The organism is Streptomyces sp. NBC_00887 (genome assembly GCF_045207585.1).
In genome coordinates this window covers 2,784,877-2,796,568 of sequence record NZ_CP108788.1, presented here as the reverse complement: position 1 = coordinate 2,796,568, position 11,692 = coordinate 2,784,877, and the positions used below count along the sequence as shown (strand labels likewise).

Annotated in this window: 12 protein-coding genes and 3 pseudogenes; 5 read left to right on the top strand and 10 right to left on the bottom strand. The window is 68.0% G+C overall.

The features are described from left to right. Positions 1-249 precede the first annotated feature (249 nt). The gene (locus OG844_RS12870) at positions 250-477 is read right to left on the bottom strand and encodes a hypothetical protein (RefSeq protein WP_406390024.1); all 228 of its coding nucleotides are present in this window, start codon (positions 475-477) and stop codon (positions 250-252) included. A 162-nt stretch (positions 478-639) separates the two neighbouring features. Here OG844_RS12870 and OG844_RS12865 point away from each other — a divergent pair, with 162 nt between their 5' ends. Both OG844_RS12865 and OG844_RS12860 read left to right on the top strand, forming a co-directional pair. Then, complete coding sequence (locus OG844_RS12865) at positions 640-807, top strand: tetratricopeptide repeat protein (RefSeq protein ID WP_406396101.1); 168 nt, start codon at positions 640-642, stop codon at positions 805-807. Between the two features lie 44 nt (positions 808-851). After that, a pseudogene (locus OG844_RS12860) lies at positions 852-986 on the top strand (FAD-dependent monooxygenase); the annotation flags it as partial. A 71-nt stretch (positions 987-1,057) separates the two neighbouring features. Here the strand turns inward: OG844_RS12860 and OG844_RS12855 are convergent. The 5 genes from OG844_RS12855 to OG844_RS12835 all read right to left on the bottom strand — a co-directional run bounded on the left by OG844_RS12855 (position 1,058) and on the right by OG844_RS12835 (position 5,019). Beyond that, entirely contained in the window at positions 1,058-1,255 is a 198-nt protein-coding gene (locus OG844_RS12855; RefSeq protein ID WP_406396400.1) for a hypothetical protein, read from the bottom strand. Between the two features lie 329 nt (positions 1,256-1,584). Next, complete coding sequence (locus OG844_RS12850) at positions 1,585-1,710, bottom strand: hypothetical protein (RefSeq protein ID WP_406390023.1); 126 nt, start codon at positions 1,708-1,710, stop codon at positions 1,585-1,587. Between the two features lie 238 nt (positions 1,711-1,948). Beyond that, the gene (locus OG844_RS12845; RefSeq protein WP_406390022.1) at positions 1,949-2,071 is read right to left on the bottom strand and encodes a hypothetical protein; all 123 of its coding nucleotides are present in this window, start codon (positions 2,069-2,071) and stop codon (positions 1,949-1,951) included. Between the two features lie 218 nt (positions 2,072-2,289). Beyond that, the gene (locus tag OG844_RS12840) at positions 2,290-3,807 is read right to left on the bottom strand and encodes a pentapeptide repeat-containing protein (protein ID WP_406390021.1); all 1,518 of its coding nucleotides are present in this window, start codon (positions 3,805-3,807) and stop codon (positions 2,290-2,292) included. A gap of 369 nt (positions 3,808-4,176) precedes the next feature. Continuing rightward, a complete protein-coding gene (locus tag OG844_RS12835) occupies positions 4,177-5,019 on the bottom strand; it encodes a LysR family transcriptional regulator (protein ID WP_406390020.1) in 843 nt (280 codons plus the stop codon). 72 nt (positions 5,020-5,091) lie between these two features. On the opposite strand from OG844_RS12835, the gene OG844_RS12830 reads away from it, so the two are divergent. Beyond that, positions 5,092-6,330 carry an MFS transporter gene (locus OG844_RS12830; RefSeq protein ID WP_406390019.1) on the top strand — a complete coding sequence of 413 codons (1,239 nt, stop codon included), beginning with the start codon at positions 5,092-5,094 and terminating at the stop codon, positions 6,328-6,330. A gap of 24 nt (positions 6,331-6,354) precedes the next feature. On the opposite strand, the pseudogene OG844_RS12825 reads toward OG844_RS12830, so the two are convergent. The 3 genes and pseudogenes from OG844_RS12825 to OG844_RS12815 all read right to left on the bottom strand — a co-directional run. After that, a pseudogene (locus OG844_RS12825) lies at positions 6,355-6,486 on the bottom strand (IS5/IS1182 family transposase); the annotation flags it as partial. A 95-nt stretch (positions 6,487-6,581) separates the two neighbouring features. Beyond that, positions 6,582-7,385 carry an MBL fold metallo-hydrolase gene (locus tag OG844_RS12820; RefSeq protein ID WP_406390018.1) on the bottom strand — a complete coding sequence of 268 codons (804 nt, stop codon included), beginning with the start codon at positions 7,383-7,385 and terminating at the stop codon, positions 6,582-6,584. Between the two features lie 293 nt (positions 7,386-7,678). Continuing rightward, positions 7,679-8,308 (bottom strand): annotated as a pseudogene (locus OG844_RS12815) (aldo/keto reductase); the annotation flags it as partial. Positions 8,309-9,053: 745 nt separating this feature from the next. Between OG844_RS12815 and OG844_RS12810 the strand changes: the two are divergent. Next, positions 9,054-9,827 carry a Mu transposase domain-containing protein gene (locus OG844_RS12810; RefSeq protein ID WP_406390017.1) on the top strand — a complete coding sequence of 258 codons (774 nt, stop codon included), beginning with the start codon at positions 9,054-9,056 and terminating at the stop codon, positions 9,825-9,827. Positions 9,828-10,195: 368 nt separating this feature from the next. Here the strand turns inward: OG844_RS12810 and OG844_RS12805 are convergent, their stop codons facing one another. Next, positions 10,196-10,606, bottom strand: a complete 411-nt coding sequence (locus OG844_RS12805; RefSeq protein ID WP_406390016.1) for an organic hydroperoxide resistance protein — start codon at positions 10,604-10,606, stop codon at positions 10,196-10,198. Between the two features lie 143 nt (positions 10,607-10,749). On the opposite strand from OG844_RS12805, the gene OG844_RS12800 reads away from it, so the two are divergent. Beyond that, a complete protein-coding gene (locus OG844_RS12800; protein WP_406390015.1) occupies positions 10,750-11,664 on the top strand; it encodes an AraC family transcriptional regulator in 915 nt (304 codons plus the stop codon). Positions 11,665-11,692: the final 28 nt, after the last annotated feature.

Sequence of the window (11,692 nt, the reverse complement as noted above, 5' to 3'; positions counted from 1 at the left end):
CAGTCATGGATGGATTCGTTCGTTGGGCCTGAGCGCCCGCCGTCGCGAAAGTCCACGGAACGGGCCTGCTTGCCCAGGCCCTGGGTCGCCCTTCCGCGGACGACACAGACGTAGCTGTCCGCACGGTGGGCTTGGTTCGCTTCGGCGGACGCCCTGTCCGCCGAAGCGAACCGAACCCAGGTCTCCAGGGCGGCGTCTTGCTCGGTGCCGATCGTCTCCCCGCGGGTCGTCGCGCTTCGCGGCATCGGGTCAGCCGGAGATCCGGCGTGGGCTGGCGGCGGTGTCGGGACGGAATTCTTCGGCGATCCACCGGGCGAGGGAGGCCAGTGTGACTTCCGCGCTGTCCGCCATGAGGTGGCGCAGTGCGTCGAGGTCGCCGCGGGTGGTGCCCAGCACGGGGTCGAGGCGCAGGAGTTGCCAGGATTGCTGGATGAGGGTTCCGCGTCCTTGGGGTCGGAAGGTCCAGCCCCATCGCACGATGCCGCTCTCGGCGCCGCCGACGACGAAGGTGAAGGCGGCGCCGGGGTCGGCCCGCGCGATCTGGGAGCGAGTGGTCCAGTGGCGAGTACGTCGGGGTGGCGGGCGTTGGCGTTGCGTCAGCGCAGTTAGCGGTACAGGGTCCGGTTCTGCGCGGGATGGCTGGGGGAGGCGGGAGACCCGCAGGGTGCGGCAGCGGCCTACGCCGCACTGCTGAACGACCGTATCCGGGCGCTGGGCCCGGACCACCCCATCACCCTCAACACCCGGCATAACCTCGCCGACCTGATGGGAGACGCGGGAGACCCGGCGGGTACGGCTGAGGAGTAAGTCGGCCGGGTGCTGTGCGGACGTCGTACGACGAAGGAGTCGCCGTGAACGCGCCCGCCACCACCGAGTTGCCCGTCGTCGTGATCGGGGCCGGACCCGCCGGTCTGGCCGCCGCCCCCCTTCTCGGCCAGGGCATCGAGCCCCTGGTCCTGGAAGCCGGCCAGAGCGCCGGTGCCGCAGGAGCCCCGGACCAAGAGGTCCGGGGCTCCGTCATGCAGTGGGGGGTGAGTCGTCGGCGGAGGGCAAAAGGCTACTGTCGCTGCGCTGTATTCAGGCAGATGCGGCACAGGGTCTTGCCCTTGGCTTCTGCCGCGAGGATCGGTTTGGCCAGGGGCTGGTGGACAAGCACACCTTGGGCGGCATTGCCTTGCTGGCCACTCTCGATCGCGCTGCAGGATTCGTAGATGTGGTAGCGGTCACCTTGCTGGGGTACGTAGACGTCAGGCACAGGCATCCCATCTTCCGGGGCGCATCGGAACCGCGCAGCGTTCCGCGATGCCGCAGGCTGCTGGGCCAGGTTTCGAAGCCTGAGTCATTTCTCTGGCTTCGCCGGTGAATCTGAGGTTGGGTCCCATGGCGGCCATCCTCGGGTGAATGGGCCGGCCGGGTCTGCCATTTGAGGTAGATCCGAAATCCCGTTGGACGCCTGATCCCGGGCGCTGAGGATGATGCCGCGGGCTGCACGGGGCTGCACGGGGCTGCACGGGGCCGTACCGACGACCACGAGAACTCAAGGAGCGGCCGGGGCGTTGGCGCCTCCGCCTGAGCGGTGCGCTTCTACGTCTCCTGGTCGAGCTGGGATGCGAGAGCGTTGAACGCGGTCACGTACTGGTTGGCAGCCTTCAGGTACGACGGTTCGGGCTTGACCGTATAGGTCTGGACGGCTCCGTTTCGGAAGGTCACGTTTGTGACAGCGGCGCCCTTACTCTTACGCCCGGTGGCGGCGGCCGAAATCCCCATTGAAACTCCGCCGGCGAGGAGCCGCGTAGCCGAATCCACCCCTTGTGGGCCCCAGCATCGACGCACTCCGCGGATCCCCCTTTGACGGGTCCGTGCGATGCATCGCCCATCTTTGCCGATGGCCACATCTTCAAGAGGGCCGCCGTGTTCATTTGTCTTCTCGGGCGGGGCGAAGGGCGCGCTATTCCTTCAGCGCGCCTTTGTCTGCGTGTCGGGCGTCCGCCGCGGCGGTGCGGGCTTGCCGCTTCTCCTCGCGCTGCGCAGCCTTGGTCGCCGCCTTCTCTGGAGTCGTGCTGGAATCCAAGGTGGTCTGTCCTTCCGGAGTCGTGGAAATTCGTGCCACGGGCGCTACCAGCCTTCGTACTTTGACTGCGGTGTTTAAGATCATCTGACTTCGCTTCACCGCAAGCCCCGGCGCACGATGACGGGAACTTGGGCTTCTGCTTGACCGCGAGAGCGTGCTCATGCCAGTCACGCTCCAGCCGGGAATCACTGATCTCCTGGATCGCACTTCGTCCTGTGCTACCAGCCCGCTGCCAGGGTGACTCCGGCAGGTGCAGGCGTTCCTGCCGCTGCCTGCAGGCCCACCGGAGCGCTTCCGGTTGCGTGGATGAAGATGACAGAGCCGCCGGAGAACGTCACGTCACCAAAGTCGACGCTGCCACTGGAGAACGTCGCGGCGGCAAAACTGACCTCCGCGCCGGAGAACGTCGCAAAGGAGAAGTTGACCCACCCGCTGGAGAACACTGCACTGATGAAATCGACAGTGCCGCCGGAGAGCGTCGTCCCGGTGAAGTTGACTCTGCCACCCGAGAACGTTGAGCCGGAGAAGTTGACGCTGCCGCCTAGGAAGGTTGCGCCGGAGAAGTGGACCGTGCCTCCTGTGAAGGCCGCCTCAAGGAAGTAGACCTTCCCGCCGGAGAACGTCGCATCATCGAAGGAGACCTCCCCGCCGGAGAACGTCGCGCGAGAGAAGGAGACCTCCGCGCCGGAGAACGTCGCGCGGGAGAAGTCCACCTCTTCGCCGCAGAAGGTTGCGCCCCAAAAGGAGACCTCGCCTCCGGAGAACGTCGCCCTCGACAGATCTCCGCCGTCGAATACGGCGTTGGTGAAGTCGAAGTCGTAGCCCTGCCAGCTGAGTGGATGCTCCGGTGGCAGTCGGAGGTGGTCTCGGATAAGCCTGATGACGGTGTGTCGAGCTTCCCGCAGCGCGAGGGAGCTGTGCCTGGCTTCCGCATCGCCTGTCGGCAGGTCACTCTCGCCGGTGTAGGGGAGGCGGAGGAAGGCGCACAGGACGTCGATGCAGGTCTGGCGGACCTGGCGGGTGGGGGCGTCGTCGGCGAGACCGGCCAAGGAGTGCACTCCACCGAGGCGGACCGTGGGTGATTCGTGGCCGAGCTGGGAGACGGCATTGGTGAAACGTTCGTTGTGCAGGCGGGTGGCGTCACGCAGGGCGGCATCCTCGTCGACGCGCTGACGGCGGTACGCGACAACCAACGCGACCAAGGCACCAGCCCCGGCGACCACGCCGAAGGACAGCTTCACCAGGTCGAAGAGCGTCTTGGAATCGATGTGCTGCTGCTTCTTCAGTTCCCGGGCTCCGAGGAGGTCCCATCCGGTGTAGAAGACGAAGCTGGCAACCGCAACCGCCCCGGTGAAGACCAAGAGCAGGACGGTGCCGACGTTCCAGAGGTGCAGGCCGCGCCGCTCAGCCTTACGACCAGGTATCCGAGGGCTCATACCCGACAGGACTACTCGAGCGCCGAGCCGGTTGCAGCCGGTCTCGAAACAGTAGCCAGCGTGTGGCGCCCTCTCCGCAACCAAAGGACGGCTGGCCCCGCGTACGTGCGAAGTGACCACGGGGCCAGTACGAGCGCAGTCCTGTCGAGCGCTCAAGCCGACCGTAAAGTGCGTGAGCTCGTGATGCATCTGCAGGGCTGTCCCTCGCTCGACCACGAACTCGTCCTCATCCACCGCCCGGCAGCGATACTCACTCTCCTCATCGCAGCCGATGACTGACGCCGCCGCGGTCAGCGCCACCGACGCTTCAAGTGGGGGGCATCCAGGCAGTTCCAACCCGACTCCTGGCCGAAATCGCGCACCGGCCCAGGACCTGCCGCCCGCTGTCCCGCCATGCTCGGCAGTCACGCAATCACCGCCGTCCAGTGGGGCAGACGCGCCGCTACCGACTGGCGCGCCCACCCCTGAGCTCGCCGAACCGGGACACAACCGGCCGGTGAGCTGTGGCAGGAGGGCCCTTGACGAGCTCCGCGACCCGGCGAGGTCCTCCCCTGCCTTGCGGGCCTCCCGGCGGGTCATTCGGCGGCCTGTCGCCGAGACAGACGGACCTCCTCATGGGGCAGCCAGAAGAAGCACGATCGTGAGCGTCGGCGGCGCCAGGCGCCGGCCTCAGACCGTGCGTCGCAGCGCGGTCTCTACCGCATCGATCAGCGGATCACCGTCGGACCGTGGGTGTCGTGCGAGGCCGAGCTCGACATCCGGCAAGGTGGGCAGCACGTCCGCGTCGTGGCCCGCCATGGCCGGTTCGAGGTTCGTGGGCATGAGCGCCGCCACGCCGAGCCCGGCCCGCAACGCGGCGAGTACACCGGCCAGACTGTTGCTTTCGAACGCTACCCGCCAGGGCCGGTCGGCGCCTTCGAGGGCTTCGAGGACCGACGTGCGCCAGAAGCACGTGTTCGAGAACAGCACCACCGGCAGTGGATCGGCAACCACGTCCACACCGTGGCCGATCGCCCACACCAGCGGGCGGCGTACCGTCCAGCGCGGCGGTCCGGGAAGGGCCGGCAGCTCGTTGAGTACAAGTTGGACGCGGCCCGCGTCATAGGCCTCCCGCATCCCGGCGTCGGACATGCTGAGCACCTCCAGGGTCGCTCCGGGGTGCAGTCGCGCGAGGTCGGCGAGAGCTTGCGCAAGTTGGGACGCAGCGAGGTCTTCGAGCAGCCCGACGCCGCAGCGGCCGGTGAGCGTCCGTCCGGTCTCGGTGAGTGCCTGTGCGGAGAGCGAAAGAATGCGTTCGGCGTACGGCAGCAGCTCTTCGCCCGCCCGGGTCAGCGAAACACCTGACGACGATCGGTGGAGCAGTGGACGGCCGATGACCCTCTCGAGCTTGCGCACCTGTTGGCTGACGCCGGGTTGGGTCTGTCCGAGGGCGGTCGCGGCACGGCTGATGCTGCCCGCTTGCACGATGGTGACGAAAGACCGCAGCAATGCGGTTTCGAGATCCTTGGCCATAAAAATTCATTATGGCAGCCCCAGCAAATGAACGACTACCTATGGCGTGAGGAGAGATCTAGCGTCACGTAGGTGACCGGATACCGACAGATCCTCGCTGTGCCAGGGATGGCATCGCTCCTGGGCGTTTCCTTTCTCGCCCGCACCGCGATCACGGCTGACGTGATGGCACTGACGATGTACATCGTGCTGGACCTGGGCATGAGCTACGGGGCGGCCGGCGGTGTTGCGGCGGCTCTGACCACCGGGCTGGCGCTGGGCGGGCCGCTGCTCGGCCGCATGATCGACCGGCGGGGCCTGCGTACGGTGCTGCTGGTCACTGTCGTGGCGCAGCTCGTGTTCTGGCTGAGTGTGCCGACCCTTTCCTACTGGGTCCTCCTGGGTGCCGCCTGTGTGGCGGGGTTGTTGATGGTGCCGGCCCAGCCGGTCACCAGACAGGCCATCGCCGCGATGACGACGGCGCGACAACGCCGGGCGGCGTTCGCGCTGGAGTCGGTGCAGGGTGAACTGTCGTACATGGTGGGCCCGGCCGTCGTGCTCCTGTGTGCCGCGAAGGTGTCCCCCGGAGGGGTGGCGTGGGGGCTCGGCGCCGCGATCGTGGTCGGCGGAACCGGGATCGCCTTGCTCAACCCGCCGCTGCGTACCGAGGACGAGCCGGATGCCGGCGCGGCCGGACGGCCCGCGCGACGGGAGTGGCTGGGCGCAGGCATCTCGGCCGTACTGACGATGGCGTTCGGTACGGCCATGGTGCTCAGCGGAGTCGACCTCGCCATCGTCGCCACGCTCGAAGTAGCAGGTCAGCTCTCCTGGGCTGCCGTAGTCGTGGCCGTGCTCGGCGTGACCTCTGTCGTCGGCGGGCTGGTCTACGGCGCGCTCTCCCGGTCGTTGCCCACGTGGTCGCTGCTCGGCTTGCTCGGGCTCGTGACCATCCCCGTAGGGCTGGCTCACGACTGGCCCTGGTTGTGCGTGGCAGTTGTCGGCACCGGGCTGCTCGCCGCACCGACCCTTTCCGCGGTGGCCGATGCGGTGAGTCGACAAGCGCCGGTCGGCGTGCGGGGTGAAGCGACGGGCCTGCAGTCCTCGGCGCAGAGCGCGGGTTTCGCGCTCGGCTCGCCGATCGTCGGGGTGGCGGTCGACGTCAGCGTGCCGGCGGCCGGCTTCGCGGCGGCCGGACTGGCCGGGCTCGCCGCCGCACTGACCGGATGTCTGCTGTCGCGCCGTAGTCCGCCGCGGCCACCCGACTCAGCTGTCGCGATACGACGAGAAGGTGAAGACCGTCCCGAGCGGCACGGGACACCGCCCTGTGCATGACCGCGACGTGATCGACTTGGTCACCCACGGCCGACCCCCACCATGCCCGTTCCCACCCCGTTCACGCACAACCTTCAGCAGCCGATCGAACTGCCGCATCCGCAGCCCCGCGAACGTTTCCACCCACAACGCCTCAGCCCGCAACACCCCACCCATACAAGAGAAATGCCGGCCCCGCAGGCTTCTGCAACACGCTTCCGACGGCCGAGCGGCTGCGGGTGATCGCGTAATGACCGGTCCCGCCGGGTGGGTCAGCGGGCGATGAACGGCTCGGTCAGGTGCGGGGTAGCGAGGCGGAGGGTGCCGGCGGCCGGGCTGTGGAGCACTCGTTCCCTTGAGGCCCTTGCCTGCTCAGGGTCCATCTCGTGGGCGTAGGCGACTTCGGGGTGGAGCAGCTGGATCGCGTGCACGAGCAGGTCACCGGTGACGGCGACCTGTTCGCGCCCGGACGCGACGAGCACGCTCTGGTGGCCGGGTGTGTGACCGGGCGTGGCGAACACGCGCTCGCCGCTGCGCAGCGGGGTGTCGCCGTCGAGCAGCCGCAGCTGATCGGTCCTGCGGAGCGGGTCGATCACAGTGGACCGCAGCTGCGGGTTGACCTCTTCGATCGCGTCAAGTTCGGCTTGCTGCAACACGTATTCGGCGTTCGAGAAGAACGGTCGCGCCTGCGCGCCGCCGACGACGGCCCAGCCCACGTGGTCGGTGTGGAGGTGCGTGAGTACCACGGTGTCCACGTCGGATGGTTCGATACCCGCGGCGGCCAGCGAAGCCGGGAGAGCCCCGGGCACGGGTGCCCAGGAGGCCGCCGGGCTGTCGGCCGGGCCGATGCCCGCATCGACCAGAGTCACACCCTGATCGCTGCGGATCGCGAACGCGCGGAACTGGAGCCGCCAGCGCCCGTCGGTGTCGAGCGCGCCGGGATCGAGCTGGTCGGCCGCCGCCCACTGCTCGGTGGTGGCATCGGGGAACGCCTCCGACCTGGGGGAGAAGAAGGGGCCCTCGCCGTCGGCCAGCGCGATGACGGTGTACGGGCCGACCTGAATGGAAGGGGGCATCCCACAGATACTGCCACCGGAGGGCGGCCCGCCTCCAGGCGGGTTGCCCCGGAGTTCGCTCCAGGTCGTGGGCGCCTCGCAGAACTGGCAGGCCTCGGCCCTCTTGCATTGCTCGGGCGTCGGGCCCGCCTCATTGACACGCGCGTACTCCTTTCAGGACCACAAGCCCGCATCCCCGCAGATAGTGCCGTCACTTTCATCGCCATTCAGGCGAAGGGTGACCACCAACGGCCTCCCAACTCATCCACATCTGCTGTTCCTGAAGGGCTCTGGCACACATTCCGTGAGAGCGATCAGCAGAGTCCTTGCTCGGCCAACCGGTCGAGGCGGTCGCGGCAGGCCGGGTCCAGGCGGAGATGCGTCGCAGCGAGATTCTCCTCCAGGTGATCGATTCGAGCGGTACCCGGAATCGGGAGGATGACCGGAGAGTAGTGAAGAAGCCACGCGAGCGAGACCTACGCCGGGGTGGCGTCAAGTTCGGCCGCCACCCCGGCGATCTCGGCCGACGCTGCTGAGGCGACCGGTCGCCATGGCAGGAACGCGATCCCCGCCGCTTCGCACGCGGCGAGCACCGGCTCGTGCTCGCGGTCGAGCAGGCTGTATCGGTGGTGCACGCTCGCGACGTCGACGATCTCCCGTGCCTGGTCCAGCTCTGTGACGGTGACCTCGGACAGTCCGATCTGTCCGACCTTGCCCTCCGCCTGGAGTTCGCGCAGCGCACCGAGCTGATCCGCCAGGAGCACCTGCGGATCGATGCGGTGCAGCTGGAGCAGTCAGATCCGCTCGACGCGCAGCCGCCGCAGGGCGTGGTCGACTTGACCGCGCAACACCTGCGGGCGGGCGCCGAGTTTCCACCCGGCTGAGGAGTCTGATCGTGCGACACCAACCTTGGTGGTGATGAGCAGCCCGTCCGTGTAGTGATGGCGCTCTTTGAATCTCCTCAGGTGCTGCTTTTCAAGTGACCAAACCTGCTCAGGTGATCTCCCCACCCATCGCGTGATCCTCCCGGCGTGTCGAGATGGTGTCGGCGTGTCGTGGAGAGCCTGCGTGAGCACGGAGTTCGGCCTGTTGAAGGGCCCTGGATGCTCACCTGGGAGGAAGACGTGGATGCTCACGCACTACGTCGCCAGGGCTGGTCGATCTCGGCGATCGCCCGGCACCTGGGGCACGACCGTAAGACGATCCGCACCTATCTGAACGGCGAGCGAGTCTCCGGATATCGCCGTCAGTCGCCGGACGCGTTCCTGCCCTTCCTGGAGTACTGCCGCCAACGGCTGAGCGATGATCCGCACTTGTGGGCATCGACGCTCTTCGACGAAGTGGTGGAACTCGGCCATCTGGGCGGCTGCTCCACCTTCACCCGGGCCCTGCGGCGATACAAAGCACGACCGCACTGCGAACCATGCCGGGCTTCGAGCGGTCGCGAGGTGGCGATCATCGCGCATCCTCCGGGCGAAGAAATCCAGTTCGACTGGGTCGAACTCCCCGACCTGCCCGCGGAGTGGGGCGTCGGCGCCAACGCGCATCTCCTGGTCGGCGCCCTGGCTCACTCGGGCCGATGGCGGGGCCGTACTTGCAGAGGCAGAGACCTTCCCGCACCTGGTGCAGTCAAACGACGCCGTGCTGCGGCGCCTGGGCGGAACCGCCCGAAGGTGGAGGTTCGACCGGATGGCCACCGTCTGCCACCCGCCGACCGGACGGGTCTTGCCGGCCTTCGCCGCCGTCGCGAAGCTACGGAGCAGGCGTCGACATCTGTCCGCCGCGACGAGGCAACCGCAAGGGGTCGTCGAGAAGGCCAACCACTCAGCGGCCCAACGCTGGTGGCGAACCGTCCCGGACGGCATCAGCATCGAGGCGGGCCATAACGGTGTCGACAAGCTGGCCGTGCAGATGGACAGCCGCAAACGCAAGCTCGACGGAGCTTCGACCACGGTTGCCGCGCTCGCCGCGGCCGAGCCGCTGCTGGACCTGCCGACCCGACCGTTCCCCGCCGAGCTGGAACAGACGCGCGTCGTCAGCCCGCAAGGACTGGTTCCCTTCGCCGGCAACCACTACTCGGTCCCGCCCGGGCTGACCGGCGCCCACGTCACGGTCCGCATCCGGCTCGGCGAGGACGACCTGCATGTGGTCACCGCCGGCCGCGCGGTCATCGCCCACCACCGCCGGGCACCGGACGGAGCCGGGCAGACCATCCGGGACACCGGACACGTCATCGCCCTCGAACGAGCCGTACTCGCCTCGTTCTCCGACAAGGCACCCTGCCGCACCAAGGTCCGCCGGCCTCCATCGGCCGCGGCCCAGGCGGAAGCCGAAAAGCTTCGCGGCCGACCTGAATCGGACGTCGCGAACCGGGTCGTGATCGACCTGTCCCACTACGCCGCCGTCGCCGACCGGCTCCGGCAGGCCCCCACCCACGCGGACCAGGAGCGAGAGAGTGAGTGACCCCATGCCGATGAGCGAGGCCTGGGGTCGGCGAGCAGGACTTTGCGGGAGCGGGCGAAGCGGAAGACTGCCGTGACACGATCAGTCGGCGCTGGCGGGCCTTGGGCCTCTTCGCCAGGAACGCTTCGACGTCGTGGACGTCGGCCAGGGCCCAGTCCTGTTTGCCGCGCTGGTCCGACAAGTGTCGGCGTACAGGCAAACGTGCACAGTCAGGTACGTCCGAACGTACACAGGGGTCTCGGTGCGAAATCAGATGGTCTCAAGACCAACAGGCGTTGCCCCGCGCCGTGGAGCAACCGGGTAAGACGACGCCACCTGGATCGCGGACTCTGGCGGTTGCGGTCCAGGTGGCTTTCAGCGGGCGGCGGTTACTCGGCGAGCAGCTCGACCGCGATGTTGCCTCGCGTGGCGTTGGAGTACGGGCAAACCTGGTGGGTCGCCTCGATGAGTTCGCGACCGACCTCCCGGAGCAGGCTGTCCGGTAGCTTCGTCCGCAGGCTGACTTCGAGCTGGAAGCCTCCCTGCCCGTTGGGGACGAGGCCGACTGCGGCGGTGACCGACATGCCCGAGACGTCGATCTTCTTCTTCTGCGCCACCAGCTGCATGGAGGTGGCGAAACAGGCCGCATAGCCCGCCGCGAAGAGCTGCTCGGGGTTGGTACCGTCGCCGGTGCCGCCCAACTCCTTCTGGAGGGCCAGCTCGACGTCCAACTTGCCGTCCGAACTGACGGCGCGGCCGTCGCGGCCGGTCGCGGTCGCGACGGCGGTGTACAGGCTCATGTCCTGCCCTTCTGGTAGACCGATCGGTCAATGTGTTTGGCGCACTCAGCGTATGGAGGTCAGGAGGCGCTCCCCCATGGCTCACCGTCTCCGTTTCATATCTGATCGTCTTGTGCGTAGCAGCCTCGCGATACGATCTGGCGATGGACGTGCTCAGCGATGCGATCGGTGTCATGCGTATGGGGCGCCCGCATTCCAGTGAAATCCGCAAGCACGCTCCGTGGGGAGTGCGGGCCGAGCCGTTCTCCGGGGCCGGCTTCCACGTGGTGCTGGAAGGGACATGCTGGCTGATCCCGCCGACGGGCGCCGCGATCGCCCTGAGCGTGGGCGATGTGGTGTGCCTTCCGCACGGCTGCGGGCACGCTCTGGCCGACAGCCCGTCAACGTCCCTGACGGGCGCGCCCTCGGCCTCCCTGCGGCAGATAGCGCCGAGCGCCGACGACGGCGAGGGGGCCACGACGGTCCTGCTGTGCGGCGCATACACGCTCGACCAGACCCGGCCACATCCACTGTTCGAGGAACTGCCCGAGGTCATCCACCTTCCGGCACGTCTCGGCCACCGCACGCCGCTACATGCTGCCGTCAACCTGCTCGGCGACGAGATCGCCAACCCCGACCACGGAACCGAAGCGGTCGTATCGGCCCTGCTGGACATCATGCTGCTGTACATCCTGCGGGCCTGGCTCGACGAGCAAACCGACGACGGCCCGGCCACCGGGTGGGCCGCGACGCTGCGCGATCCGGCGATCACCGAAGCGCTGCGCCATATCCACCAGGAACCCGCCGGGCAGTGGACGGTCCAAGCGCTGGGCGCGAAAGCCGGACTGTCGCGGGCGGCCTTCTCCCGCCGGTTCACCTCGCTGGTCGGCAAACCGCCGCTGGGCTACCTGACCTGGTGGCGGATGACGCTGGCGGCGCGACTGCTGCGCGACAGCGACAAGCCGGTACAGACCGTCGCGCAGCGCACCGGATACACCTCCGAATTCGCCTTCGCCAAAGCGTTCAAACGAGAGTACGGCTTGGCCCCCGGTCGGTACCGCCAGCAGTCGCGGAGGTAGTCCGGTCAGCACACCTTGACGTCGACGG

Coding starts and splice junctions, on each gene's coding strand:
- OG844_RS12835 (WP_406390020.1), bottom strand. CDS start 5,019: ATGGCCAAGGATCTCGAAACCGCATTGCTGCGGTCTTTCGTCACCATC.
- OG844_RS12820 (WP_406390018.1), bottom strand. CDS start 7,385: ATGCCCCCTTCCATTCAGGTCGGCCCGTACACCGTCATCGCGCTGGCC.
- OG844_RS12810 (WP_406390017.1), top strand. CDS start 9,054: ATGGCCACCGTCTGCCACCCGCCGACCGGACGGGTCTTGCCGGCCTTC.
- OG844_RS12805 (WP_406390016.1), bottom strand. CDS start 10,606: ATGAGCCTGTACACCGCCGTCGCGACCGCGACCGGCCGCGACGGCCGC.
- OG844_RS12800 (WP_406390015.1), top strand. CDS start 10,750: ATGGACGTGCTCAGCGATGCGATCGGTGTCATGCGTATGGGGCGCCCG.